The sequence below is a fragment of the Secundilactobacillus paracollinoides DSM 15502 = JCM 11969 genome (assembly GCF_001311135.1).
GTDB lineage: Bacteria > Bacillota > Bacilli > Lactobacillales > Lactobacillaceae > Secundilactobacillus > Secundilactobacillus paracollinoides.
The window spans coordinates 105,004-130,126 of sequence record NZ_BBAG01000002.1 but is presented as its reverse complement, the minus strand read 5'-3'; the positions used below and the strand labels follow the sequence as shown (position 1 = coordinate 130,126).

22 protein-coding genes and 3 pseudogenes are annotated in these 25,123 nt (G+C 49.3%); 11 read left to right on the top strand and 14 right to left on the bottom strand.

The features are described 5' to 3' along the window. Positions 1-41: 41 nt before the first annotated feature. On the top strand, positions 42-809 hold the full coding sequence (locus JCM11969_RS02025; RefSeq protein WP_054707619.1) for a hypothetical protein: 768 nt from the start codon (positions 42-44) through the stop codon (positions 807-809). 126 nt (positions 810-935) lie between these two features. Here JCM11969_RS02025 and JCM11969_RS02020 read toward each other — a convergent pair. Both JCM11969_RS02020 and eno read right to left on the bottom strand, forming a co-directional pair. After that, positions 936-3,105, bottom strand: a pseudogene (locus JCM11969_RS02020) (HAD-IC family P-type ATPase). An 86-nt stretch (positions 3,106-3,191) separates the two neighbouring features. Continuing rightward, positions 3,192-4,478, bottom strand: a complete 1,287-nt coding sequence (gene eno / locus JCM11969_RS02015) for a phosphopyruvate hydratase (protein ID WP_054707616.1) — start codon at positions 4,476-4,478, stop codon at positions 3,192-3,194. A 260-nt stretch (positions 4,479-4,738) separates the two neighbouring features. Here eno and JCM11969_RS19540 point away from each other — a divergent pair, with 260 nt between their 5' ends. Together JCM11969_RS19540 and JCM11969_RS19535 are read left to right on the top strand one after the other, a co-directional pair. Then, positions 4,739-4,987 (top strand): HAD hydrolase-like protein, encoded by a 249-nt coding sequence (locus JCM11969_RS19540; protein ID WP_054707613.1) that lies wholly within the window; start codon positions 4,739-4,741, stop codon positions 4,985-4,987. Then, positions 4,971-5,399, top strand: coding sequence for an HAD hydrolase-like protein (locus JCM11969_RS19535; RefSeq protein WP_054707610.1), 429 nt, complete (start codon positions 4,971-4,973; stop codon positions 5,397-5,399). Before JCM11969_RS19540 ends, JCM11969_RS19535 begins: the two co-directional genes overlap by 17 nt. A gap of 73 nt (positions 5,400-5,472) precedes the next feature. On the opposite strand, the gene JCM11969_RS02000 is transcribed toward JCM11969_RS19535, so the two are convergent. The 8 genes and pseudogenes from JCM11969_RS02000 to JCM11969_RS01960 form a co-directional block, all read right to left on the bottom strand. Continuing rightward, complete coding sequence (locus tag JCM11969_RS02000; RefSeq protein ID WP_054707607.1) at positions 5,473-6,420, bottom strand: NAD-dependent epimerase/dehydratase family protein; 948 nt, start codon at positions 6,418-6,420, stop codon at positions 5,473-5,475. Continuing rightward, positions 6,417-6,875, bottom strand: coding sequence for a hypothetical protein (locus JCM11969_RS01995; RefSeq protein ID WP_156319227.1), 459 nt, complete (start codon positions 6,873-6,875; stop codon positions 6,417-6,419). Before JCM11969_RS01995 ends, JCM11969_RS02000 begins: the two co-directional genes overlap by 4 nt. 551 nt (positions 6,876-7,426) lie before the next feature. After that, positions 7,427-7,858, bottom strand: coding sequence for a GtrA family protein (locus tag JCM11969_RS01990; protein ID WP_054707601.1), 432 nt, complete (start codon positions 7,856-7,858; stop codon positions 7,427-7,429). 25 nt (positions 7,859-7,883) lie between these two features. Continuing rightward, positions 7,884-9,845 carry a glycosyltransferase-like membrane protein gene (locus JCM11969_RS01985; protein WP_054707598.1) on the bottom strand — a complete coding sequence of 654 codons (1,962 nt, stop codon included), beginning with the start codon at positions 9,843-9,845 and terminating at the stop codon, positions 7,884-7,886. Next, positions 9,842-10,791 (bottom strand): annotated as a pseudogene (locus JCM11969_RS01980) (glycosyltransferase family 2 protein). The gene JCM11969_RS01985 and the pseudogene JCM11969_RS01980 overlap by 4 nt, the downstream one beginning before the upstream one ends. Next, entirely contained in the window at positions 10,792-11,454 is a 663-nt protein-coding gene (locus JCM11969_RS01975) for a phosphatase PAP2 family protein (protein WP_054707595.1), read from the bottom strand. Then, positions 11,447-12,100, bottom strand: coding sequence for a VTT domain-containing protein (locus tag JCM11969_RS01970; protein WP_054707592.1), 654 nt, complete (start codon positions 12,098-12,100; stop codon positions 11,447-11,449). Before JCM11969_RS01970 ends, JCM11969_RS01975 begins: the two co-directional genes overlap by 8 nt. 423 nt (positions 12,101-12,523) lie before the next feature. Beyond that, positions 12,524-13,882: an MFS transporter gene (locus tag JCM11969_RS01960; RefSeq protein ID WP_082409126.1), complete on the bottom strand. Its 1,359-nt coding sequence runs from the start codon at positions 13,880-13,882 to the stop codon at positions 12,524-12,526. Positions 13,883-14,887: 1,005 nt separating this feature from the next. Here JCM11969_RS01960 and JCM11969_RS01955 point away from each other — a divergent pair. From JCM11969_RS01955 to JCM11969_RS01940, 5 genes are all read left to right on the top strand, one after another. Beyond that, a complete protein-coding gene (locus JCM11969_RS01955) occupies positions 14,888-15,664 on the top strand; it encodes a helix-turn-helix domain-containing protein (protein ID WP_054707586.1) in 777 nt (258 codons plus the stop codon). 48 nt (positions 15,665-15,712) lie between these two features. Then, the gene (locus tag JCM11969_RS01950) at positions 15,713-16,273 is read left to right on the top strand and encodes a hypothetical protein (protein ID WP_054707583.1); all 561 of its coding nucleotides are present in this window, start codon (positions 15,713-15,715) and stop codon (positions 16,271-16,273) included. A gap of 112 nt (positions 16,274-16,385) precedes the next feature. Further along, the gene (locus tag JCM11969_RS01945; RefSeq protein WP_054707580.1) at positions 16,386-16,994 is read left to right on the top strand and encodes an isocitrate lyase/phosphoenolpyruvate mutase family protein; all 609 of its coding nucleotides are present in this window, start codon (positions 16,386-16,388) and stop codon (positions 16,992-16,994) included. Then, a complete protein-coding gene (locus JCM11969_RS17510) occupies positions 16,964-17,140 on the top strand; it encodes a hypothetical protein (RefSeq protein ID WP_156319226.1) in 177 nt (58 codons plus the stop codon). The genes JCM11969_RS01945 and JCM11969_RS17510 overlap by 31 nt, the downstream gene beginning before the upstream one ends. Continuing rightward, a complete protein-coding gene (locus tag JCM11969_RS01940; protein ID WP_054707577.1) occupies positions 17,141-18,034 on the top strand; it encodes an isocitrate lyase/PEP mutase family protein in 894 nt (297 codons plus the stop codon). It begins immediately after the preceding gene. 58 nt (positions 18,035-18,092) lie between these two features. On the opposite strand, the gene JCM11969_RS01935 is transcribed toward JCM11969_RS01940, so the two are convergent. The 3 genes and pseudogenes from JCM11969_RS01935 to JCM11969_RS01925 all read right to left on the bottom strand — a co-directional run bounded on the left by JCM11969_RS01935 (position 18,093) and on the right by JCM11969_RS01925 (position 21,112). Continuing rightward, positions 18,093-19,454, bottom strand: coding sequence for a HAMP domain-containing sensor histidine kinase (locus JCM11969_RS01935; protein ID WP_054707574.1), 1,362 nt, complete (start codon positions 19,452-19,454; stop codon positions 18,093-18,095). Between the two features lie 13 nt (positions 19,455-19,467). Continuing rightward, a pseudogene (locus JCM11969_RS01930) lies at positions 19,468-20,164 on the bottom strand (response regulator transcription factor). 411 nt (positions 20,165-20,575) lie between these two features. Then, positions 20,576-21,112 carry a TetR/AcrR family transcriptional regulator gene (locus JCM11969_RS01925; protein ID WP_054707571.1) on the bottom strand — a complete coding sequence of 179 codons (537 nt, stop codon included), beginning with the start codon at positions 21,110-21,112 and terminating at the stop codon, positions 20,576-20,578. Positions 21,113-21,232: 120 nt separating this feature from the next. Between JCM11969_RS01925 and JCM11969_RS01920 the strand changes: the two genes are divergently transcribed. Then, complete coding sequence (locus JCM11969_RS01920; protein ID WP_054707567.1) at positions 21,233-22,234, top strand: amidohydrolase family protein; 1,002 nt, start codon at positions 21,233-21,235, stop codon at positions 22,232-22,234. 444 nt (positions 22,235-22,678) lie between these two features. Further along, complete coding sequence (locus JCM11969_RS01915) at positions 22,679-23,446, top strand: glucose 1-dehydrogenase (protein WP_054707565.1); 768 nt, start codon at positions 22,679-22,681, stop codon at positions 23,444-23,446. An 84-nt stretch (positions 23,447-23,530) separates the two neighbouring features. Here the strand turns inward: JCM11969_RS01915 and JCM11969_RS01910 are convergent, their stop codons facing one another. After that, complete coding sequence (locus tag JCM11969_RS01910; RefSeq protein ID WP_082409125.1) at positions 23,531-24,415, bottom strand: SDR family oxidoreductase; 885 nt, start codon at positions 24,413-24,415, stop codon at positions 23,531-23,533. Positions 24,416-24,527: 112 nt separating this feature from the next. On the opposite strand from JCM11969_RS01910, the gene JCM11969_RS01905 reads away from it, so the two are divergent. After that, a complete protein-coding gene (locus tag JCM11969_RS01905; RefSeq protein ID WP_162231445.1) occupies positions 24,528-25,067 on the top strand; it encodes a TetR/AcrR family transcriptional regulator in 540 nt (179 codons plus the stop codon). Positions 25,068-25,123: the final 56 nt, after the last annotated feature.

Genomic DNA, 25,123 nt, shown 5'->3' with positions numbered 1-25,123 from the left:
AACCAGCTCATGATAAAGGTATTATTATTGGAGGTGCTGACATGTCACAATCATTTACGGGTAATTATGAAATGGATCGGTTTACGATTCAGCTGGACGACGCAATGGGGGAAATCGTTTTGGGAAACGGCGATGCGCAGCCAATCGATGGCTCAGTCAACCTCTTCTTTAAAAAGGGCCAACTAGTTGGCGTGTCTGAGTTGGCAAAGAATCGCAAGTATGACAGGCTAGCCAGCATCACTCCAGGACGATGTGCCTATCAGTACCTCGCACGCATGATTGCGGATGATGCCATTCAAGCGGGAATTAAACTCACGGGCGAAGCGACGACAACCAAGGTGCCAACTAATCAGGTAAAACCAACTAGGGCGTATCTTGATGACCTGCTGCCAGTGTTGACGTTTATGGGACTTAGTTTGGCCAATGCACCAGTAACAAAAAAGGGTGGCAAGCCACGGCACAGTTGGCGTCAGGAAATTGCCACCATGCCGTTTACGGTTGATCATGAAGGGGCTAAAGCAACGGTCTACTGGACGAAACGCAATGCATTGGTCATTAAGGCCGGCGCGCAGATGAAGGCGGAGGCCCCGTTAAATAAGGATGGCTCCCTGGGCTTCTCGGCTAGGTTTACGCAGCAATTGCGTGATGAAAATAAGGCCAGTTTTGATCAGAATTTTGTGACAACGACGGATGTACAGCTTAAAAGCGTCAATGAAGTCGGACTGTTTTTGTACTTTGGTGGCACTAACAGTTGGTTGCAGCTGATTAATGCGGATGGGGAGTCGATTGGGGATTTGACCGTCGCTTAAACGTTCTGAAAAATCGATATCAACCCGCATAAACTCAAAAAAGACGCCGACCGGAATCCTAATTCGGGAATTCCAGACAGCGTTTTTTATTTTCATATTTTTGCGTCACATCAAAAAATACTTAAGTTAATCCTGATTCGCCAAATTCCCCAACGGCAAGAACGACAACCCGATCCCGGTAAGCAGCACCAGCCCAATCACGATTATTGTCGAAGTAACAGTAACCTGCGCGATACCAAGCCCGATCCAAGACAGAACGAGGGTGAGCACACAGTTACCGCCAATGGCTGTCACAACGGCGTTACTTGGGCGACTTTTCCAGAAATGGCGCGTTGTTCGCGTCATTAGAATGGTGACCATGGCACTGAAAATCAAGTAAATAAAGAGCAGCGTGCTGATTCGTCCCGGTGTAACGCCTGTGACATGCAGCCAAGCGAGAAGACCAAAGCCCACGATCGTCCACCCACTCGCTAAGAGAATGGCGATGCGGCTGAGTTTCTTCAGGTTCCACTGTTCTGGTTGGTGGGAAATGACGGTGTTGTCGGTGCCGAGAACCAGCGTGACCAGGTCGTTTAAAATAGCGACAAGCACCATGGCGTTAAGTGAAAGCGGGATGTTGCCCAACCACAGGTAACCCAGTGTTAGAAACAACGTGAGTTCAGCAGTTCGCGACAGTTTTGTGATCGCCCAGGTCATCATCCGCTGGTAGACCCGGTGGCCGCTATCAAGAATGTCGACAATGGGGGTCAACCCGGGTGTCATTAACACCATCCGGCTGATTGTTTTGCCAGGTCGACCGCGTTTTCAACGGCGATGCCAACGTCGGCTTGTTTGAGTGCCGGCGCATCGTTAACACCGTCGCCAGTCATACCGACAATGTAGCCGGCCGATTGAAGTTGTTTTGTAATGGCGAGCTTATTTTCTGGAACGACGTCCGCAATGCCTGCTAGTTGGCCGATATCGGTGGTGTCAGTGATGTCGCTAAAGGATAAAACTTGCCCTGAAAGGCCAACTTCACCAGCAATCGTTGCCGCTGTTGGTTGGTGGTCACCCGTTAACATGATGACCTGAATGCCGCGCTGCTGCAGATCAGCGATGGCCTGTCTACTCGTTGAACGCGGTTGGTCCTGCAGAATATACACACCTAACAACTGGTTATCTGCTAAAACGGCAACCGAACGACCACGAGAGAGTATTTCCCGGGAAATGATCGGTGTATTTTCTGCTTGAGCGCTGAGTACCCGGTAAGCGCCTAACCGCACAGTCTTTGGTGCTTGCCCGTCAACTGTGACGGTAGCTTGAGAGTAGCCAAGACCAGGTGTAAACGGGACGTACTTAGTGACCTGTGAAGCGGGCGATGCGGTCTTAGCAGCGGCATTTTGAATGGCCGTGTCAACAACGCTGGGATGCCGTTCATCAGTGGCACCCACTGCGAGCGCAAGGACCTCGTCATCCGTGAGTGTGCTGGTGTTTTGAAAGGCGACAACACTCGGTTTATTGGCCGTGATCGTCCCAGTCTTGTCGACTAAGAGCAAGTTTAAATTAGCTGCTTCCTGAATCCCGGTCAGGTCGCTGACCAAAACGTGATGCTGACTTAACACCTTGGCTTCGACGGCGTTAGCGACGGCAAAACTTGAGGGCATGGCAATTGGAATCGTCGCAATAAACAACATGGCTAAAAATGGCAGCAACGCAATCAAATTTTCACCGCGAATCACGGCGGCAATGATTAAAATGACTGCTAGAACGCTATCAAGAATCGCGAGATAACCGATGATTTTACCGAGTAACTGTTGGAGGTGGCCGTTGGGCGAAGCATGTTTGACCAGGCTGATCGTTTTTCCTGTTCGGCTGGCCGCTCCCGTTGCGGTCACACGCGCTAAGCTTTGACCATGAACGACCTCGGTGCCAGCAGGTCTCCCGGTTGAAGGCTGATCAGGTCACCAACGACTAAGTCGCGTGCCGAAAGGGTTTGCCAACGATTATCGCGATTGACCGCAACGGTGACGGTGAGGTCATGGGAGAGCTCATGAAGGACGCGGCTCGCACGACCTTCTTGAATGGCACCATTCAGCGCAGCAAAACCTAACATTAGGGCGATAAATCCCGCCTGCAGGTCCTTGCCTAAAACGATTTCGAGGATCAGGGCAGCTTCCAGGATCCAGGCGGACGGTTCCCACAGGCGTTTCATCGTGGCTTTAAAAAAGCTGAATTGCGGTTCTGGCACCTCGTTGGGGCCTGCATCAGCAAGGCGTTTAGCTGCTTCCGTGCTGGTTAATCCGGTCAGCGTGGTCATTGCAATCACCTCTTCAATAGAATTCACTGTCACTTGCTAGGTGACACTATGTAGCCCCGAAGCAAACTGCTACGGGATGTGTTGCGTTAGTCAAACGAAACATCGTCAGGGAAGTGCGCTAATCGCGTGCTGTCTTCGCCCAATTCTTCTTCGATCCGTAACAGTTGGTTGTACTTTTCAACCCGTTCAGACCGGGCAGGGGCACCGGACTTCAGTTGGGCGGCGTTTGTTGCCACCGTGAAGTCAGCAACGAAGGTGTCGCCAGTCTCACCAGAACGGTGTGACATCATGGTTGTGTAGCCGTTTTTGCGGGCTAACCGAATGGCTTCAAGAGTTTCAGTGACGGTTCCAATCTGGTTGAGCTTGATCAGGATCGAGTTGGCCATTCCCTTTGAAATGGCATCACGAATCAATGCAGGATTGGTGCAGACGGGATCGTCAGCAACGATTTGAACCTGCTTGCCGTATTTTTGTGTAAAGGTTGCAAAGTTGTCCCAGTCGTCTTCAGAGTAGGGGTCTTCAATTGAAATAATTTCTGGGAAGGTCTTTAAAAGATTCGCATAGTAGTCGCTTAATTCGGCTGGTGTGTAGGTCTTGTCTTCGAAATCGTAGTTCTTGGTGTTCTTGTTGTAGAAGTAGGATGCGGCGGCATCAAACGCAATGGCGATTTCCTTACCAGGTGTGTAGCCAGCTTGTTCAATGGCTTCGTGCAGCATCTGCAGGGCTTCTTCAGAGGAGTTCAGGTCGGGCGCAAACCCACCTTCGTCCCCAAGACCAGTTTGATAGCCAGCCTTTTCGATAACCTTCTTCAACGTGTGATACGTATTGGCGATTTTTTCAAACCCGTCGCGGAAGCTGGTCCGTTCAACGGGGGTGATCATGAATTCTTGGATATCGATGCCGTTGTCAGTGTGTTCGCCACCGTTGATGACGTTGTGGAACGTTTGCGGCAGTTCCAAGTCGGTCCCGCCAAGGTAGCGGTACAGTGGTTGATGGGTGGCAATGGCTGCTGCCCGTGCCGTCGCCATTGAAACACCGAGGATGGCGTTGGCACCAAGCCGGGCTTTGTTTGGGGTGCCGTCAAGGGCAATCATCAGTTGGTCGATGTGGCCTTGATTGAATGGATCAGCGCCCTTTAATGCGGCGTTGATTTCAGTATTGACGTTGTTAACGGCCTTGCTGACGCCCTTACCCATGAGTCGGGTGCCGCCGTCACGTAATTCAACGGCTTCTTTTTCACCGGTAGACGCACCAGATGGTACCTCGGCACGGCCAAGTGTCCCGTCGGATAAAATGACATCGGCTTCGACTGTGGGGTTCCCTCTGGAATCAAAAATTTCGCGTGCTTTTACTTGTTCAATGACAACTGTCATGATAATTCTCCCTTCAAAATGCATGTCCCTAACAAAAAGATGACGTCTATTACAGAAGTCACCGGGGGCTTCCGTAATAGACGTCATCAAATTAGGTTCAATTATTTACGGCGAACGTTATCGCTTGTTATTATTTTTACAAACACAGCGTACACCATTTTCATTTGAAAAACAATGTAAATGTATGAAAAATCCTGGATGACTTTCATAACCGCTTTCAGCCTGTTAAGATGAAGTATTAGCAACAGCAAGGAGTGGTTATGACGAATAAGAGAGTGCTTTTTGATTTAGATGGGACGATCATCAATTCGGAGCAGGGCATAGTAAACGCAATCAAGTATGCTGTTCATCAACTGAACCGGCCAACCATGGACGACGCAACGCTGCGACGGTTCATTGGGCCGTCGCTCGTGCAGGGCTTCCAAGACATTGCCGGCTACTCGCACGCAGTTGCATTAGAAGCAACAGAGGCCTATCGCGAGTACTACCGCGATGGGCGGGCTCTTTGAAGATGAAGTTTACGCGCACGTTCCTGAGGCCCTCGCCCAGCTGCAACGCGATCACGACCTCTACATTGCAACGGCGAAACCCGAATCATTTGCAGCGCAGATTATTGATCATTTCCACCTAAACAGCTATTTTAAGGGTGTTTATGGCGCCACATTTGACGAAACACGCGTGAAGAAGGCAGCAATTATTGAGTACGCTCTTAATGATATTGGGGCAACAGGACAGCGGCAAGCCATCATGGTGGGTGATCGGGACAGCGACATTCTCGGCGGCCATGCCAATGCACTGACCAGTATTGGGGTCACGTATGGATTTGGCAGTCTGGCTGAGCTCCAAGCTGCACAGGCTGAACAGATCGTTGCCACACCTGAAGCGCTACCGGCTGCGGTGGCGGCATTGGATGCAGACTAGAACGCACAATAACGGGATAAAATGGCTATAAAAAAGTCACGGTCAAACACTGATCGTGACTTTTTGCGTTGTGCTACTTTTGGTGCGCTAAGGCAATTTGCCCGATCGTAAACGGCACGCTGCGTTCAAAAGGCGTTTCAATGAGGTCACCAAAGGCTTCTTGGTATTTGCGCCCATCCAAGATGACGGGCTTTTTTGTGAGATAGTACATCTCTACAATTTCTTTGAGGTCGGCATCAAACAGCCCTAAAAGGCGTAGCACCGGTTTTGTGAGGGTGAACAACGGTTTGTGATCTCCCGAAGCATCACTCGCGAGTTTAATCAGCCGGTCACCAGTGATCTGCTGACCGGGAATGTTCCAAATCCCAGTAAAGTTGGTTTTACTCAATGCCACATTTAAAATCATTTCAGCGGCATCTGGCAGGAAGACGTATTCTCGCGAGACACTGCGGCTGCCAATGTAAAACGTGGGTTTGCAGGCGGCGATGCCCATCATTGTTAACCCGAGATAGCTGCTGGCTTGGGTGCTGGGTCCAAAATAGTCGGGTAGCCGAATTAGGCAGGTGGGCACGCTGTGAAAGGTGTCACTGAAAAGGTATTGGGTGAGTTGTGCTTTGATCTGTCCCTTTTTAGAAATGGGGCGCAACGGGGCCGTTTCCGAGACGGGGTGACCAGTGCTGGCACCATAAGCGTAGATGCCGTCAACGTAAACTACCCGGACACCTAATTGCTTCGCCACTGTCATGACGCTTTCAGCTAAGGGTAACTGGCGCGCCACGGTCTCGTGATAGGGCACGGCGGCACACTGAATAATGAGGTCTGCTTCGGCACCAGCAGTCACGATACTGGCGACATCAAAGACGTCTCCCTGGGCGTACGACACGTGTGACGGGAAGTGGGCGCGTAATTTTGTGAGTGATCGACCGAATACGGTCACAGTTAAATCACGTGCGAGACAGGCATCGACAATTGCAGTCCCAGTGCCGCCCGTCGCACCTAGAACAAGAACGTTTTGGATCATGATGAGGCCCCCTGATCTTGCCAGTCAAGAATGGCAATAGCTTGCGAACAACTGTAATACTTTGATTGGCCAGTGGTTTTAAACTCAATCACGGGTTCGTCACGGTTAAAATGGGGCGCGATGGTTTCATCAAACCAGGCCTGCCAGTCGGTTGTATCGTCATCAGCTTGCCGAGCAGTTAACAGGTCTTCTGGTCGGCCCCAGATAATCAATTTATCAGCGAGATCATGTGCAGTCATGTAGGCTTCAACTGTGGGCAATTGCGCCCGTTCCCGGTTAACCAATGACCGCGACATCATCAAGGTTTGCAGTTCAGCAAGGTCGTCATCAGTCGCATAGCTGCGGATAAATACCCGAGCAGTATTGCGATAGGACATCAGTTTGCGCTGTTCCTTGTGTTTCGCATTGTATTTTTGTTGCGCCTTTTTTTGAGCGGCTGTCTGTGCCATCATCATCGCTCCTTTTTTCGTTTGAGACTATTATAGCACATGTACTAATGGAACGTGCAGCAAGGCGTTTTGAGGGCGGAGTATCTTTCTAGTATTGGGTACAGGCCGTTGCATTCCACAATTTGGCGGGTCGTTGTCGTGCTCGCGATGCCCCTAATTCAACTGAACCAGTGCCATCTAAATGGATGGCCATCGTCTCGCACATCAGTTAGCGACCATAGAACGGTCGCTAACTGATGTCGACACCACGACAACCTCTCAAATTGCTGCATTCCAGTGACGGTGAGCTACCTTTCTACCACCAGTTAAGTATCACAATGGCGTTAATCCATGGTTGAAGAGCAATCCGTCCTTGACAACAGTGCTTCGAAAAATTCTTGGTAGTAAACAAGAGACGTGACACAAAAACGACGTGACCTTCAAATGAAATCGAAATTCGCGTCGTTAGGAAACTGCTATTTTTAGCCCAGTTTCGTTTTTGGTGAGTGGCTAAGTTAATTAGTCAGATTTGGTGAGTTTACCAATGGCGATTGGCAGTGAAACCGGCAACTGAATCCTCAGTTTTCTTCCTGCGTCGCCTGCTTCCGGAAAATAAACACTTTACTAAACAGGTAGTTGACGACAACGATGACCACGTTATCGATCACCTTTGTGAGCAACGGCGAAGCATGCAATACTGAGATGCCCAGCCACATCATGCCCATGTCCATAAACAAAGAGACGATTCGAAAGAAGAAAAACGAGCCAAGTTCGGTGAGAAATGCTTGTGAGGTGGTTGTTTTCGAATCAAAGACCCACAGCTTGTTGGTGATGTAGGCAAAGAGGACGGAAACGAACCAGGCGATGACCGTGGCGACCTGATAGTTCCAGTGGGCGTGGGTGCCGAGGATGTCGAAAACCCCAATGTTAACAAGGGTGGTTAACACGCCGAAAACGAGATAGCTGATGACACTGGCGTATTGGTGCCATAATTGCTTGATTTTAATCATTGAATGACTTCCTTACTGGTCGCGTCTAACGCGCAGCAGCGGTGTAGATAAAACTGCTGTGTGGATAGGCGTGCGTGTTGATTTTGAGCGGATCAGCCGCTAATTTGTAGCGTTGCATTTTGACGAGTGAGACAAGTTGCGCGCGCTGAGTGGTATTTTTAATCTGAATCTGATAGGTGCCCTGTGGCAGTTGCTGCTTCGTAAAGTAGTTGTCGCGGCCGCTAGTCAACCCATATCGGGCATGAGTCTTCTGGTTGACCAACCATGCTTGGGCCTGTGAGCCGGGTATTTTTTGAAGCGTAAAGTCGTTGATTGCCCGGTTCACGGTGACGTTTTGTGTCATCGTAGTTCCCGGCTGCATGGCGGTTGGTTTCGCGTCGAATTGCAGGGATAATTGACTGCGCTGAGCAGCCACGATCACGCGTTTATGCGACGTTAACGGGATGACGGATAATACCAGAATGGTACTTGCCAGAATGACGGACCCCCAAGTCAGTGTTTGCCGACTGTTAGGGCGTTTCATCCATGCCGGATACTGGAGGACTGGGGTTGGCAAGGCCATGATCATGAGTAGCAACGGGAACAGTGCCTGTCCGTACCGGTTCTCCGTTTCCCAGAGGAAGGTGTGGAATGCCAGATAGCCTAAGGCCGTTAAAATGGCGAGATCCATAACGGGAACGGTCAGGGACTGTTTGCGTTTCATCAACGCAATGCACTTCATCAAAATATAGCATTCAAACGTCACGAAATAGACGCGCATGACCACTTCGCTGAGAAAGTGGATCCGACTTTGGTGGTCGAGATACCAGCTTGGTGCCTGGCGAAACCCGCCCATGTAGGACTGTTGGATACCGCCAACGTTCAATAAGATGGCGGCTTTTTGCAACCAGCGTTTGACAACGCCAACGGGTCCCAACGCGCGTAACCGATCGGGCAGAGCCGTTTTAAGAAACTGTTTTCGGGCGGCTTCATTAGGAAGTTTAGCTTCGGTCTGCACGTCGTCAAACATGTATTTACCGGTTCCCTGTGGGTTGTAGCTCATCCAGATCCAGTGGGCGGTCGGCACTTCGTACGTGGGATTATTGGTGAAGTGGGCCGCTTTAAACACGCCAGCCTGCGCGGGAACGGATGCGGCAAACCCAATTAAAACGATTGCCAGCGGGAGGCCGTATTTGACCAGTCGTTTACGATCTCGGATGAACAGGGCCACGATGATCAATACGGTGGCGATGGCTAACACAATGAGGTTGGGTTTGACCAATTGGCCTAAAACGATGGTTAAAAATAATGTTGGGCCAGCTAGCCACTTTTCCCACCGCTGGTACTGCTGCCAGCGGGCAATGATGTTGAAGCTGACGGCGAGGCAGAAAAGAATCGGCAGGTCAGAATACAGGACCTGCAGGTAGTAGGTGTACGCAAATGGGCTGCAGAGAAAGAACAGCAGCATGCCCAGCACAAGGTCGTTTCGCTTACTGAAGCGGTGAATCGTCCGCAGACAGATGGCGATGAAGCCGTCTAAGAACCCAATCGACATGAGGTGGATCGCCGTGTTGGTGGTGAGGTGAAACACGTTGGTGATCTTCAACCATTCGGCCAACATATACGTGATCGGCACGTTATTTGGGAAGCGCCAGAAATAAAGGGTACTGCCCCAATCGTAGTGACCGCGGCTCAAGAGCTCGGCCTGGTAGATGACCCGAAACGGATCATGGTAGACAGTGGCCGGGAAAAAATGCAGTTCCAAAAGTTGCAGTATAAAGATCACAACTAAGCCGATTCCGGTGATCGTTGTGATCTGACGGTAATTGAAGCGGTCCACCAAAACTTTAAAAGGCCGCCAAAAGGCCCAGACCAGTAAACAACCGATCAAAACCAGACAGCTGACCCAGAAATTTTTTGGATAGATAATGTTTGATAGGATGCCAATCAAAACGCCACCGCTTAACAGCAGCGGCAGCACGTTCATCAGTGGTTTGCCTTTAATCATGAGTTGCCCCCAACTATGGTTTCAATTGTGAAACGCGGGCGCTGTTTAACTTCGTTCATGACCTTGCCAACGTATTCGCCGATGATGCCTAGACTGGCCATCTGTAATCCCCCTAAGATCCAGATGGAAATCATCAGCGATGACCAGCCGTGAACGGCGAGGCCAAGGAACTTTGACAGTAACGAATAAACGAGCGCTGCGACACCGAGTAGTACGGTGATTACTCCAAGAACCAATATAGCACGAACGGGGGCTATTGACAGCGATGTAAGCCCTTCCCAGGCAAAAGAAATCATTTTCTTAAGCGGATATTTAGATTTACCGGCTGTTCGCGGTCGGCGCTTGTAATAAACTTTGGTTGACGAGAACCCCAGCATGGGGATCACCCCGCGGATAAACAGGTTACGTTCGGGGTACTGCAACAGTGTTTTGACGGCTCGTTTTGACATCAAGCGAAAGTCGGCGTGATTTTGGACCATGCGCACGCCTAAAAACGCTAGGGTCCGATAGAACAGCAGGGCGGAATTGCGTTTGAACCAAGTGTCCGTTTCACGGTTGTTTCGCACCCCGTAAACGATGTCCTTGCCGGCAACAAACTGGTCAACCATTTCGGGAATCACAGCCGGATCATCCTGCAGGTCAGCGTCGATGGGCACCACGGCTGCCGCGGTTTTAACAGCCTCCTGCATCCCTGTCATCAACGCGTTTGATGGCCAAAATTGCGACTGAACTTTATCCCAGTAATCCGTGAATTAACCCGATTTTCTTCGGTAATGATGTCCCAAGTGAGGTCGGTGGACCCATCGTCAACGACAACAATGTTGGATTTGAAATCAAATAACTGGTTTTGAATCAACTGATCCTCAATCTTTAACAGCGTCTGCAGGCTTTCGTGGAGGAGCTCCTCCTCATTGTAAGCCGGGACGACGATGGTTAGTTTTTCCATCTAATTCACTTCTTTCTCTCCTTGGGCGTGACGCGCCAGTCGCGGGGCGATCAGCTTAAGATAGGTGACACGCATGGCGGACCACCAAACAAGTGCCAGCAATAGCGCACCCAGGACGTCACTTGGATAATGGTCACGCAGATAGACCCGCGCAAACACGATGACCGCTAGCCAAATGACGGCTAGTAGGGAGATTGCGAGTTGCGCTTCCTGGTCTTTGAAGTAGGGCACTAAAACAAAAATGACGATGAGGACAAGCGTGGCAGTGCTAATGGTGTGACCACTTGGGAAACTAAAGCCAGTGTCGGGCACCAACTGGGCACTTGGCCGCGGCCGGCGAACGAGTTCCTTAGTGACAAACGCCACGCCGTCAGCGCCAAGTTCCGCGCACATGATCCAGATAGCGTTGAATCGGTCGTGAATGAACCAGCAACAGCCGGCCAGCGTTGTCGCAATGGCCAGATTTACCGCAGGACTGCCCAAGAGAGAGACTTCTTTGAGGGTGAACGTGCGATTCGGATTATCAAAGTGAGATAACAGTATCTGAAAATGGTGATCAAATAAGTGCAGCCAGGCCGCGTGTGTCACCACGCCTGACGTGAGAATCAAAAAGAGGACTAGGGCAGTTCCGCCGACCACTAGCCACAGCGGTTGTTTACGCATTGAGATTAGGTCCTTTACGATTTTTGACGAGGGTAGCAATGGCAGCTGGTAAGATCGAAACCACCACAATGGCAATCATGATCAGTTCAAAGTGAGCTTGCACGACCGGGATATTGCCAAAGAAGTAGCCGGGAAGAATGGCAATGGCAACCCAAGCAACGCCACCCAGGATGTTATACAAAATAAATTTGCGGTACGGCATTTTGCTAACGCCGGCAGTGAATGGAATCAACGTCCGGATGATCGGCATAAAGCGTCCAAGGAAGATGGCACTGTTGCCGTGTTTTTTAAAGAACCGTTGCGCCGATGCAAGGTGCTGCGGTTTGATCACGCGTTGCCACCTTGGTGAGGTTAGCCGGTGACCGAAACGGTGGCCAATTTCAAAGTTGACACTATCACCCGCGATGGCCGCGAGGGAAAGCAGCCCAATGAGCACGAGATGGTTTAACGGATGCGAAGCCATGGCGGCCAGCGACCCGCTTAAAAATAGGAGCGAGTCGCCCGGCAAGAAAGGGAAAACAACCAGACCAGTTTCGATAAAAATAACGGCAAATAACCCAACGTAAACCCAGGCACCGTACTGACTGATCAGAATCGGCAACAGATGGTGAATGTTGAAAATTGATGCAAGTAATGCAGTGATCATGGAAAGACCCCTTTTCGGTGTATTTCGGTTAAGTGTTTTTAGTAGTATTGATAACACCGTCTATCATAGCGGGAAGGGGGTGGTTGAAAAAGAGGGGGAAAATAAATTGAAAATGAGAAAATTTCAGAGAGCGCGGAACAAACCGTTTAAAGACTGGAGTAGAGGGGGACTATTTTATAAAATCCCGGGCTTGGATTTTGTAAAATAGTCCCCCTCTGTGCAAGTCTTTGGTTTGTGGAGCGCGCTTCGGCTATGTCGCCAAGAAAGACCACCCCTACAGTTTATAAAAAATGCAGCAAACACAAAAAAGAACCTCACTGAAATCCAGTAAAGGATCTAGCAAGGTTCCATTTAGATGAACAAGATAGTTCATTCTCGGTATTTCCTAAAGGATCGCTTAACGCCATAACAAGGCAGGTTACCCTAATCAATCTGCTTAGCAGTCGTCTCCGGTCCCCAAACAAACGTGATAATTGCAGCAACAATAGCCAAACCGGCAATGAAATAGAGTACCATGCTGACGGAGGAGACACTCAGGAAGAAGACGACCAGGTATGGCATCCCAAAGTTAGCGAGTTTTGCCAACCCATTTGCGACGCCTGATCCGCGGAACCGGTACTTGGTTGAGAAGAGTTCAGTGACGTAAACACCAATGATCGTGGCGTTGAGAATGTAGAAGCAGCAGGTGAGCAGGAAGCCAACGATGACGATGCCGACGGGTGAATTTAGGTGGGCATACGTGATACCGAAGACGGCCACCAGCGCAAAGGCAATAATGATGTTGAGTTTCCGGCCGATTCTTTCAACCAGTCGTGAACCGATGAAGGCACCAACTGGCGCACCGATCATCATTAGGGTTGAATAAACCAGCGAATTAGCAATGTTCACACCCTGTTTGACCAAAAGGGTGGGTGCCCATGAGGTAAACGTATATTGACACACCATGGCGGCAATGGCGAGGGCAATCGCAACGAATGTATTGCGGCCCAGGTGTTTATCGACATCGGATTTTTCCGTGGTGCTCGTTTTTTCAACCACTTCAGCAGGTGCCTTATGCTCAGCATCCATTTCGGCATTCAGTATGTCCAACGTTTCTGCCGCAGCGTCGTAGTGTTGGTGTTCAATGTTCCAACGGGGCGATTCTGGCAAGTTGTGACGGAAGTAACTGAAAATGATGGCAGCAATGCCGCTGATGAAGAACATGCCACGCCAAGTAAAGCGGGGGATAACGATCAAACAGAGTACCATTGCGATAGGCGCGCCGATGTTGGCGATAAACGAGGCCGTGGTGCACCATTTACCACGCGTTTTGACTGGTGCGAATTCGTTGATGATGGAAAAACTGGTGACCAGTTCAGCGCCCAGCCCAATTTCACTGATAAACCGGCTGATAATTAAAATAGTCATGTTGGGCGCGAAGGCACCGATGAAGGTAAAGACACCAAACAGCAACAGGTTCCACTGGAAGGCCTTCATCCGGCCTTTGGTATCACCAATGACACCTGCGGCCACTGACCCGATAAATAGGCCTAAAAAGCCCAGTGATAGGAAGACGGAGTTTTGCGCTGTGGTGGAAAAATGAGTTGCCGTAAAGGAGCTCATTGTCCCACTGGCGAGGTAAATATCCATAGCGTCTAAGAACAGACCAGCTGCCGTCAGGAAAAAGATGCGGCGAAACGTCTTTGTCGTTTGAATGGCGTTCATTCTATGTAATAATGCGTCGGCCACCTTTGGCTGGTAAGCGTCGGTGGTGCTTGGTGCTGACATTGCGCGATCTGACATATGTGTATCCTCCTTAGTAAATGTTGTGATGAAAAATAAAAACGCCCTCAAACGAGTTAATCGTTCAAGGACGCTTCCGCGTGGTAACCACCTGTATTCGCAACCCGTTCACACGAGCTGCCTCAACGAGTACGTATTCATACTCTGACCTGATAGTGGCGGTCCAACCACTAGCTCTCGAAAAAGCTAACTGGGTCATTCATCTTTTAAGATAAGGTCGTGACGCCTTTCCACCACTGGCGCTCGCTTGACATGACGCTTATCTCGACTCCATGAATCCTCTTCATCACGTTGTATTAACTTAACAGAAGCTATTTTACTAGTTTATAATTAGAAATGTCAACGGTTTTCTAATTTTATTCTCATTTTATATAAAGCCTGAGTCGTCAGATGATTCATAATCGCGTGATTGATTGGGGCTTCCATTGCTAGGTGATAGTCCGTTGCATTCCACGATTTGGCACTCCGCTGTGGTGGCTCGCGATGAAGCTAACTCGATTTCCGCTGCGCGGCTCTCGAGTGGATCTTCATCGTCTCGCATGTCACTAAATGGCCAGTTCGACTGTTACATTGTGGAAACGTGTTCCGCAAGCCAGAACGCTACTGTGTAAGGACCTATTGACTCAAATCCAAGCCCGGGATTTCAGCCAATAGGCCCTTACACTCCGCATTCTAACCGGCTTGCTACACACTCTGGCATCTTCGACACCACTGCTCCGTGCCAAATCGTTCCATTCCACTGACGTTGAGATTACTTTGTACAACTAGTTAAGCATCGCAATTTCATTAAAAATAGTTTGCGGAGAATCCGCCCTCGACTGCTAGTAAGATCATTGACAACAATGCTTCTCACAATCTGCTAGTCACTGATAACAATTGATTGATAGAATTCGTAACACGACTAGAAAGATCCGATTGATTTAAGTGGTTTGACGACTATAACCACCGGTAGGCATCAAGTATAATAAGACCAGTTGGGAGTTATCACAGAAAGGAAGTGCCACCATGCAGCCATTTATGAGTCGCGATACGATTAATGTTAAGTTGATTCGGTATCTGGACGACCAACTTGAAACGGTTCAAATTGGCCAGGTTGCCCGGGCGTTAAACGTGGATCGCAACACGGTTAAAACACATCTTGCAGCACTGCAATCCTTGATTCAACAGCATTTTTCAGCGGCTGACATGGCACTAACAGTGTCGCCTAAAACTGGCGTGCAGTTTCATCGGCGTGCGACCGTGAATTTGAATCAGATCATGTTGTTGCTGACGGATGAATCGCTGCTGACGATACTGTTAAAAGCGACGTTTGATGGGAAGGTTCACAGTTTAGGCCAATTTAATGACCTGAACTTTGTCAGTGATTCGACTGCCAAACGGCACGTAAAGGCGTTACAAACCCACTTGGCGCTGTTCGGACTGCGGTATTCACCCGCCAGTAATGAACTGGTTGGCAATGAAGCGTTGATTCGGTTGTGCTACTACCGAGTGTACTGGGAGACTTATTCACACTTTGAGTGGCCTTTTCCACAGTATTCACAGGTGGCCATTATTGATAAGATTCAAAGTTGGCTAAGCGACCGGCAAATTCATTTAGGAGAAGCGGCGCAGTTGCAGCTTGCCTATTGGTGGGTCATTTCAACGCAACGACAACGTCTGGGACATCTGATTGAATTGCCGCAAGCCGTTTTGGAAGCACAGATTCACACACGGCCGGTTGCTCAGTGGATGACGCCACTCATGCCAGCAGGGCAGGAAGCGGTCTTTTTGAGTTACTGCTGAGCGTTTTTCTGTATCCGGCAACAGCCCGTTCAACTCAGTGTCGGCCACTTGGTTGGTCAGGCCACTCATCAACTACTGACAGCGTTGGAAGCGCGATTTGATCAGCAACTGACTGAACAGGATACGCAGGAAATTTGTTATCAGCTGGATCTGATGCACAGTTATACGCTGATTTTTCCAAAGGGTGGGCTGATATTAGAACGTGATAGTTTACAACAAACACTGACGCAACAACGCCCCTGGGTGGTCGCAACTCTAGCTGACCTGTTAAAAAAGTGTGCCGAGACGGATAACGACGCCTTTCAAAATCAGTCTTATTTGTTAGCAAATTTGATTCCATTAGTGCTGCGCTATTTTGATACGAGCGTGTTGAATCCGCCGCTACGGGTCTTTTTAGCACTTGATGCGGCGCCCGCTTATCGGTCATGGCTTCAGGCACAACTTGTTGCGCATCTTTCGGATCAATATCGCGTTCAGTTTGTCCCGAAGCGGTCAGAATGTGATCTTGTCGTCACAAATATGGATATCGCGGTATCGCAACCGCTCATTTCAATCAACACGCCGCCGAACCATCGTGATTGGGCAACATTACAGGAATTTCGGATATAAAAGGTCATTTTTTCATTACTTGATGATGAAAGAGTGACCTTTTTTAGATACCAAACGGGCGCTAGAATGACAGTCAGTTGCTAATCAAATTTTAATAAACGGAGGCATACATATGACAATCACAGCAGCAACATTTACCAGTGACGACCAGACGATTATTCCTGGCGTTGCGGATGCACAGTCAGCACAAACGGTACAAGAGGCGGGGTTATCAGCCGCCTATCTTAACGGCTACGATGTTGTCCGGACACAGTTAGGGCAAACAAACGAGGGTCTGACATCACCGTCTGAAATGGGCGATGTCCTGCGTCACGTGAAGGAAAACGTAACCGGGCCAGTCATTGTGGACGCCGAATCGGGGTTTGGTAATCAACTGACCACTTACTTTGTCGCTCAGAATCTAGAACGCTCGGGTGCTGCCGGTCTGGTGATCAACGACCAGATTTTCCCGGCCCACACCAATGACGCAGAAGTTGCCATCATTGCCTTTAGCGATTTTGTGGCGAAACTGAAGGCGGCCAAGGATGCGTTTGACGATGCGCAGACGCTGTTGTTTGCAGAATTAGATGGTGTGCAAGCCTACGGTGCGGATGGTTTAGCAAAGCGGGTAGCTTATTTGAAACAACATAACCTCGCCGATGTCATTTTGGTGGGCCATGTCAGTGAGGACACCTTTGCGGCTGTTGACGCTTGGCAGAAACGCAGGCGATCGGCGCGGTGATAAACGATGTCCGGGACGGCTATTTTAGTGGCGAACCGGCAAGTCATTTTACAGCGGTCTTTCACACAGGAGCGATTTCAGCAGCCCGCAAACAGGCCGAACAACTGGCAATTCAAGCATTCAACGCAGAAGTGGAGGCAAGATAAATGACAAAAGCAGATCGGATGAGAGCAGCGTTTAAAGAAATGTGTTTCAGCGGTGACCTGGTCAATTTGGTTGTGGCTCCGGATGCCTTAAGTGCCAAAATTGCGGAACGGTCAAGATTCAAAGCCATTTTCCAAGCAGGGTATGCCACCTCAGCTAACAAACTCGCCCAACCAGATCGCGGGATCGCCGACTTCGGCCTCATGAGCAACAGCGCCCGCGAGATCATCAACGCCGTCGACATTCCCGTGTTTATTGATGCCGACACCGGTTACGGCGATGAGCAAAACATTGCCCGGTTGGTGCGCGTGTACGAAAACATGGGTGCAGCTGGTCTTTTCATTGAAGACCAAACCTGGCCAAAACGATGCGGGCACATGGATGGCAAGACAATTGTGCCCGAAGACGTGATGATCAGTAAACTCAAAGCGGCTGTCAATGCGCGACAGCATGATGATTTCTTGATTATGTCCCGGACGGATGCATACGCCGTGACAGGGCTGCAAAGCGCCATTGACCGGTCTCGCCACTACCATGAAGCCGGAGCAGATCTGGTATTTGTTGATGCACCGAAGACCAAGGCTGATATGCAAAAAGTGGCTGACAGCTTCCCGGATGTGCCAGTAATGGCTAACATGATTGAAAATGGCAAAACGCCGCTGATGACCAACGACGAGATTCACGACATGGGCTTTTCAATCGCCGTTCACCCGAACGTGCTCGTGTACACCGAAACCTTTGCAACGGAGCGGTTGCTTAAGGACATGGTGACGCTTGGCACAACCAAGAATCAAATGGATCAAATGGTGACCTTCCCACAATTCAACAAGTTCATTGGGCTAGACGACATTAATGCTTTGGAACAGAAGTACGCTACTGCACCGATTCAGCTTTAAGCCGTTGTTGATCGCACAAAAAGGAACCCATTTCGGTTCCCTTTTTTTGTGAATTTTTTTAATGCTCATCTTTCGTAAACGTCAGCGAAAAAATCGTCCCATGCGGTTCGTTATCCGCAACAGTTAAGGTCGCGTGGTTCAGTTCTGCTAACTGACTGGCAATGGCAAGCCCCAATCCAGTTCCAGCAATCGTGCCGCGGATATCACTGCTGCGGTAAAAGCGTTCAAAAATGTGCGCTTTATCCGCATCGGTGATGCCGGCACCCTGATCGATCACCTGAATGCGTACGTGATTGGTCGTTGTCGACAGGACCAGTTGAATCGGTTCGCTGACCGGTGTGTACTTTCCGGCGTTGTTGAGCAGGTTAATGATGATCTGCTCGATACTATCTGCGTGCGCGGTAATGTGAATGTTTTCAGGGATGACAGTCGTCAGTTGCTGCTGCAATTCAGGCCGCATTTTATCAGCAATCTCAGTCAATGAGGCACTAAGATCATACGGGGCGAGTGGTAAGACTGCCCGATCGGCGCGCGAAAGGCTCAATAGTTCTTCCACCAGCGATTGCATTTGGTGGGATTCATCGTTGATGTAGTTGACCGATTTAGCGATAACTTCTGGATGTTCTTTACCGCGCCGCTGAATGAGTTGGGCGTGGCTGCGGATGGTTGCAATCGGCGTCCGCAGTTCGTGCGCCGCGTTTGAAATAAAGAGTTTTTCCTGTTCTGACTGCTTGTACAGCTGACTTAACAGGCGGTTAAAACTGTTGGCGAGGTCGGTGACTTCCGTTGGCCGTTTAGGGACGGGCAGCATAAACGATTTTTGCTGATTTCCGGTCGATGCAGTTCCGGCACTATCTGTCAGGGCACTGAGCGGTTTCGTGATGCGCTGAGAGATCACTTTGATGTAAAAGGGTGTAATGAACAGGGTCAAAATAAGGATGAAAATGGCCACGATCACCACCCGCAATAGGAGGGCGACCTGATCATTCAGGCTCATCCAAAGTTGATAGTTGATGCCCTTCGCATGGCCCGTGTTGTAGTATTCAAAGCCAGTGTCATCAACGTAGTACAAGTTTTCAATAAACGGAATTTTGGTTTGTCTGTGTTTGAGCAGCCGCTTTGTCCCAGGCGAATAGTAGTACTTGGCATCCGCATCTTTGCGCATATTATGGACCAGTACCTGACTGGTACTGGTATCAAGCGTGCTGTTCAACCGCCAATTTTTCCAGTCGTCGTTGCCGTCGATAACGGTGTTTTCAAGACTATTGATCACGTGCTGTGAATCAACCGCGCTCGTTTCCAGCAATTCGTGACCCACCGCAACCACTGTGGTGAGACTGGACAGCAGGATGATCAATGTGACTAAGAATAGGAAACTGCGCAGCATAATTGCGGAGCTGTTTTGCCTTAATTTTGCCATAGCGGTGCCTCACTTAGTCGTTGACGGACAAGACATACCCCACACCGCGGACCGTGTGGATCAGCTTGGTCTTGTCGGGGAAACGGTCGATCTTATTGCGCAGGTAACGGATGTAGACGTCGACAATGTTGGGCTGGCCGTCGAAATTAACGCCCCAAATCGCATCTACAATTCGTCACGCGTAAACGTCTTGCCCACATTTTTCATCAATTCCAACAGCAGGTTGAATTCACGCTGGGTCAGCTGAATGTTGTGGTCACCGCGCATGACCTGTAGTTTGGTGGTGTCCACTACGAGGTCATCTAATTGGTAAACGTCATCGGTCTGGCTGCCGGAAATTTGGCGGGGACGGCGTAAAACAACTTGCATTCGAGCCAGCAGTTCCTCAATGTCAAACGGCTTGGTGACGTAATCATCAGCGCCGGAAGTTAGCCCAGCAACCTTATCCCCGGTATAATCCCGCGCGGTCAGCATGATGATCGGCACGTCACTTTCTCGCCGGATCCGCCGCAACACACCAAGACCATCAAGCTTTGGCAGCATCCAGTCTAAAATCACAAGGTCGATTTTGTTTAGGTTGTCGTGAAACGTGTCAACGGCTTCTTGGCCGTCGTAAGCTGTAATGACCTGATAGTCTCAAATTGAAATTCTTCGGTGAGCGAGGCAACAAGCCCCCGCTCATCTTCAACCAGCAACACAGTTTTTTCCATGGTGTTCTCCCCTCAGGATGATGACTTATACCCCTAGTGTACGTTATATTTTGGGGGAATGGGTTAAAAAATGTTTAAGAGCGTGAAAGAGCGTGGAGGAAAACGGTAGGAAGCGGAGTGTAAGCCAACTCTGGCGGAAAAGCCCGCACTTGGCTTTTTCGCCAGAGTTGGCTTACATGCAGCTTTCTGTTTTCCGAAACGCGTTTCGGCTTGAGGACAGAGAACCACAAGAAAAGCCCGCACTTGGCTTTTCCGCCAGAGTTGGCTTACATGCAGCTTTCTGTTTTCCGAAACGCGTTTCGGCACGGTGGCCTAGAAAGAGGCGACAAAAGCAGTCTATTAGGTCAATCTGTCAAAAAAGAAACGCCTACGACTCGTTTTCCTCCACTCTCTACTCCAGTTCACGAGGCATCAACAACTGATACAGCCGCCGTGTCTGATCAAAAGACAACGCGTAGGCGCCTCGGTAACCTGCAAGCTAAAGTTGAGGATCTCGCGTCCCAAAAACGTACTAATGAACGTTCTGGTCGTTTCCGTAAAGTCGCGGGCCATCAATACCTGCAGAGCCGTGCCTGAGAGTATATCCTGGACGCGGTCAGCAGTATTGCTCCAGATGACGAGTTGAAAAAGTGCCCGATTGTCGAGTATCAAGCGCACCACAACGTTGCTGGCACTTTCAAAACTCAGCACCGATAGTGCGTCGATCTGCTGGTCAAAGGTGCGCATAACGATCAGAAATTGAATGGCAATGATGTCACCAATGTCTTGATGGTGGCGATAAAACGTTGCCCGAGATACGTTTGACTGGGTGCAAAGTGCGCTGACGGTTAACTGTTCAAACGGCGTACCCCGGTCATAAGCAGCTTGCAAGCCTGTTAATAATTTCTTCTGTGTCACGTGTTGCCGATTATCGATTTTAAGTTGTCGATCCAGTAAATTTCTTGCCATTTAAGTGTTGAGACAATTGCCCCTTGATTGTCTCACATTCTCCTTCCATATTTTTTGAGAAGGCCATATAATTATCGTCATTATAGCGGTTGGCCAACCGATTTAAAAGGAGCGATTATAATGAAAATTATTACTGTTGAAGAACATTTCGAATCCGCAAAAGTGACAGCTGGTATCAACAAAGCAACGGGGAAGTCAGCAGTGCCGCAATTAAGCGCTGAAATGACAAATTACATGCAAACGAAGCTGCCATCACCAGAAATCATGCAGGACTACACCAAGGACCGCGTTGCGTTTATGGATAAGTACGACATTGACATGCAGATCATGTCCTACGGTAACTCGCAGGCTCAAAACTTGGATTCTAAGGACGCTATTCCGTTGAGTCGTCTCGCAAACGATGAGTTGGCCAAGGCTGTGGCTTCTAACCCAACGCGGTTTGCTGCCATGGCAACCTTACCCGTTGGCGACCCAGAAGCGGCTGCAGCCGAGCTGAAGCGGGCCGTGATGGAGTTAGGTTTTAAGGGTTTAATGCTGAAGGGGAACTACCAGGGGAAATTTTTCGATAATCCCTATTTCTTCCCAATTTTTCAAATGGCGAGTGACCTTGACGTTCCCGTTTACTTTCATCCATCATTTGTGCCGCCAGTCATTACGGACCACTACTACGCAAGTGATAACTGGTCAGATCTCGTGACTGGCATCCTCGGTACCGCTGGCTTTGGATGGCATTTGGACGTCGGTGTTCAGGTGATGCGGATGATTATTTCTGGTATCTTTGATAAGTTACCGAACTTAAAAATCGTTTCTGGTCACTGGGGTGAATTGATCCCAATGTTCTTGGAACGGTTGGACCAGGAACTGATTCCGTACACCAATCTGAAACGGTCGTTCTCAGATTACTACCGCAGCAATGTCTACGTGACGCCTAGTGGTATTTTGACTGAACCACAGTTGAAGTTCTTGCTGGATGAGGTTGGTGAGGAACATTTGATCTACTCGATCGATTACCCGTACGAAACGCCGGAAACATCACGTAGTTTTTTGGATACAACAGTATTGACGCAAGCCCAGCGTGAGTTGTTTGCACATGGGAATGCGGAGAGAATTTACAAGGTCTAGAGTGTGGAGCAAGGCGGGTTAGGGGCGGTGTGTAACGGACTGTGACCGAAAAGTCCGGGCCTGACTTTTTGGTCACAGTCCGTTACACGTTAGCCCCGTGCCTTGCGAAACACGTTTCCACCATATAAACGATCCTCACGTTGCCAGGACTGCACGAGAATCAAAAAGCGCTATCTGAAACCTGATAAGTTTCTCGGACAACCCCAAACGGGCACACTTCAATCACAATACTCAGAAAACCAGCACAACCTAATTCAACACGTAATTTCAAAAACGACCATGCCCGGTAACCTCACCGCCATGGTCGTTTTAAATAACCAACATATTCAATAATCCGTTGGTTATCGCTATCAAAAGAGGAGCATGTTTGTCTACATTGACCGCTAATCATGTTATGGTTGACCTATGAAAGCGAATACATCAAAGGCAATTAGGAGGTCAACTATGGGAAAATTACAGGATAAAGTTGCAATCGTTACGGGTGCGGGTTCTGGAATGGGTCTGGCCATTGCAACGGCCTATGCGCATGAAGGTGCGAAGGTCGTGCTTGCAGATATTAACGCTGAAACGCTAAAACAGGTCGAAACGGCCATTACCGATGCTGGTGACGTTGCCATTAGCGTTGTCGCAGATATGTCTAAGGAAGATGATATTAAGAATCTAGTTAAGGAAGCTGTTGAAACCTATGGGCAGCTTGATATTCTCGTGAACAATGCTGGTATCATGGATAACTTCAAGACTGTTGGTAACGTCACAGATGATCTCTGGAACAAGGTCATTGCCATCAACCTGACCGGGCCATTCTTAGCAAGTCGTGAAGCCATCAACGTGATGAAGGATCAGGAACACGGTGGGGTCATTATCAATAATGCCTCAGTCGGCGGTCTGTACGGTGCACGTGGTGGGGCGGCATACGCTGCTTCAAAGCACGGTCTATTAGGGTTGACGAAGAACATTGCCGCCACCTATGGCACGTTTGGAAACATCCGCGCCAATGCAATCGCTCCCGGGAGTGTTGCCACAAACATCGGTAACAGTATCACGGATCCGGATCCCCTTGGTGGCCAAGCAATTGCGGCCACAGGTGCGAATGACTCACCGATGGGACAACCGGAACAGATTGCCGCAGTGGCAGTTTTCTTGGGGTCAGAAGATTCCAGCTTTGTGAATGGTGACGTAATCAAAGCGGATGGCGGTTGGACAGCAAGATAGCATTTAAAATCATAACTTAAACATAAAACGAGACTGAGAAATTACCCATTTCCCAGTCTCGTTTTATGTTTAAATACAAAGGCCTTATTTTTGGTACGCAGCAACTAATCCAGGCAAAATGTCTGTCAGTTTAACGGTCCCTAAGACGGGTGCGGCCTTGCGGAGATCTGCGTAAAAAGCCTCATTGCGTTGCGCAGCGCCCATCAATGTAAAGCCTTGAGCGGCGTCTTCAGAGGCCCCTGACTGCAGCATCCCAGCCCTTAACTGGTCATCTGAAATCTGAACCCAGTGGAGATCAGGAATGTTTAAGGCATCCGCAAACGCCGCAACGATTTCTTGACCGGTCAGCCACTGACTAATAACGTAGTGGACACCGTTAGTGGGTTGCGGGTCATTCAGGGCAGTCACAATGGCAGCAGAAATGTCCTTAGGGTCTGTCCAACCAGTTTCAACGGTGTCGGCATAGTTGTGCACGATGGCGTGTTGCGCCTTGATCGTCGCCAAATTGCCGTACATGTTTGAAAAGAAGCCAACTGCGCGCACGTTAGTAATGGTGACGTCAGGCAGCGTTGCCAAGATTCCTTCAATGATGTTGTAGATGTGAAGAACGCCAACTTCATCTCCCTGATCAGCACCAATGCTGGTGAGATTGACGATGCGTTTGACCTGCGCATTTGCCAAAGCTTGTTTGTAGATCGTTGCCAGTTTTGTCGCTGCATCATAGGCGGTTTCCTCACCGAGAAATGCGGTGACCATCAAGTACACGGCATCGGCACTCGTAAACGCTTTGGTGAGAAAGGCGACATCGAAGATAGAACCAACGGCGGCCTGGGCACCGAGTGCTTCAATTTCAGCAACACGGTCCTGAGAGCTAGTAATCACAGTGACATCGTGTCCCTGAGCAACCAGTGCAGGGATGGTGTAGCGGTTGATATGACCGAGTGACCCAATTAATGTAATTTTCATCATTTTTGCCTTCTTTTATTAAGGATAGCTGTATCTTTTATGCTGGCAATTATAAAAGATACAGTTATCCTTTGTCAACCTTGAATTATTAAAAAAACTCGGTATGATTAATAACATGAAGAAAAAAGACACGCATAAAACTGAACAGCTGTTGCAGGCAGCCCGAGATATTATCATTTCCGATGGCGTCGCGGCAGTCCCGACGACCAAGGTGGCAAAAATGGTGGGCATCGCCCAGTCCAATGTTTACATCTATTTTAAAAATAAGGACGAGCTCCTACTCAGCGTTTTTCATCATGAACAGGCCCGCGTTAAGGCGTTTTTTGATGCCCGGATTGATCAAACGGCTGATCTCACAACACGCTTGAAAGCCTACATTGACGCCATGGGCGAGCTTGCGATGACGGAGTGGGATACGATGACGATTCTAGAACAGATCAAGGCGATGCCGCATACCCCAGTGGCAGCTGAAGACGCGTTGCCAAGCGATGACCAGACTGTGCAAGCGCTCATGCAGGACGGGATTGACGCCGGTATTTTAAAACCAGTTGATCCGCGATTTCACATGACCGTAGTGTTTGGCTTGGTTCGCCGGTATAGTGACCTCGTGCGAAATCACGCTATTCAGCTGAATTTGCGCCGATTCGGGCGATGATTTGGGATGCTGTTGCAGTTTAGCGATAGATTTGTGGTGTATGTACTATAGTGCTG

What these genes read in the sequence shown, in the direction of transcription:
- JCM11969_RS02025 (WP_054707619.1), top strand. Translation starts at nt 42, where the DNA reads ATGTCACAATCATTTACGGGTAATTATGAAATGGATCGGTTTACGATT.
- eno (WP_054707616.1), bottom strand. Translation starts at nt 4,478, where the DNA reads ATGACAGTTGTCATTGAACAAGTAAAAGCACGCGAAATTTTTGATTCC.
- JCM11969_RS19540 (WP_054707613.1), top strand. Translation starts at nt 4,739, where the DNA reads ATGACGAATAAGAGAGTGCTTTTTGATTTAGATGGGACGATCATCAAT.
- JCM11969_RS19535 (WP_054707610.1), top strand. Translation starts at nt 4,971, where the DNA reads ATGGGCGGGCTCTTTGAAGATGAAGTTTACGCGCACGTTCCTGAGGCC.
- JCM11969_RS02000 (WP_054707607.1), bottom strand. Translation starts at nt 6,420, where the DNA reads ATGATCCAAAACGTTCTTGTTCTAGGTGCGACGGGCGGCACTGGGACT.
- JCM11969_RS01995 (WP_156319227.1), bottom strand. Translation starts at nt 6,875, where the DNA reads ATGATGATGGCACAGACAGCCGCTCAAAAAAAGGCGCAACAAAAATAC.
- JCM11969_RS01990 (WP_054707601.1), bottom strand. Translation starts at nt 7,858, where the DNA reads ATGATTAAAATCAAGCAATTATGGCACCAATACGCCAGTGTCATCAGC.
- JCM11969_RS01985 (WP_054707598.1), bottom strand. Translation starts at nt 9,845, where the DNA reads ATGATTAAAGGCAAACCACTGATGAACGTGCTGCCGCTGCTGTTAAGC.
- JCM11969_RS01975 (WP_054707595.1), bottom strand. Translation starts at nt 11,454, where the DNA reads ATGCGTAAACAACCGCTGTGGCTAGTGGTCGGCGGAACTGCCCTAGTC.
- JCM11969_RS01970 (WP_054707592.1), bottom strand. Translation starts at nt 12,100, where the DNA reads ATGATCACTGCATTACTTGCATCAATTTTCAACATTCACCATCTGTTG.
- JCM11969_RS01960 (WP_082409126.1), bottom strand. Translation starts at nt 13,882, where the DNA reads ATGTCAGATCGCGCAATGTCAGCACCAAGCACCACCGACGCTTACCAG.
- JCM11969_RS01955 (WP_054707586.1), top strand. Translation starts at nt 14,888, where the DNA reads ATGCAGCCATTTATGAGTCGCGATACGATTAATGTTAAGTTGATTCGG.
- JCM11969_RS01945 (WP_054707580.1), top strand. Translation starts at nt 16,386, where the DNA reads ATGACAATCACAGCAGCAACATTTACCAGTGACGACCAGACGATTATT.
- JCM11969_RS01940 (WP_054707577.1), top strand. Translation starts at nt 17,141, where the DNA reads ATGACAAAAGCAGATCGGATGAGAGCAGCGTTTAAAGAAATGTGTTTC.
- JCM11969_RS01935 (WP_054707574.1), bottom strand. Translation starts at nt 19,454, where the DNA reads ATGGCAAAATTAAGGCAAAACAGCTCCGCAATTATGCTGCGCAGTTTC.
- JCM11969_RS01925 (WP_054707571.1), bottom strand. Translation starts at nt 21,112, where the DNA reads ATGGCAAGAAATTTACTGGATCGACAACTTAAAATCGATAATCGGCAA.
- JCM11969_RS01920 (WP_054707567.1), top strand. Translation starts at nt 21,233, where the DNA reads ATGAAAATTATTACTGTTGAAGAACATTTCGAATCCGCAAAAGTGACA.
- JCM11969_RS01915 (WP_054707565.1), top strand. Translation starts at nt 22,679, where the DNA reads ATGGGAAAATTACAGGATAAAGTTGCAATCGTTACGGGTGCGGGTTCT.
- JCM11969_RS01910 (WP_082409125.1), bottom strand. Translation starts at nt 24,415, where the DNA reads ATGATGAAAATTACATTAATTGGGTCACTCGGTCATATCAACCGCTAC.
- JCM11969_RS01905 (WP_162231445.1), top strand. Translation starts at nt 24,528, where the DNA reads ATGAAGAAAAAAGACACGCATAAAACTGAACAGCTGTTGCAGGCAGCC.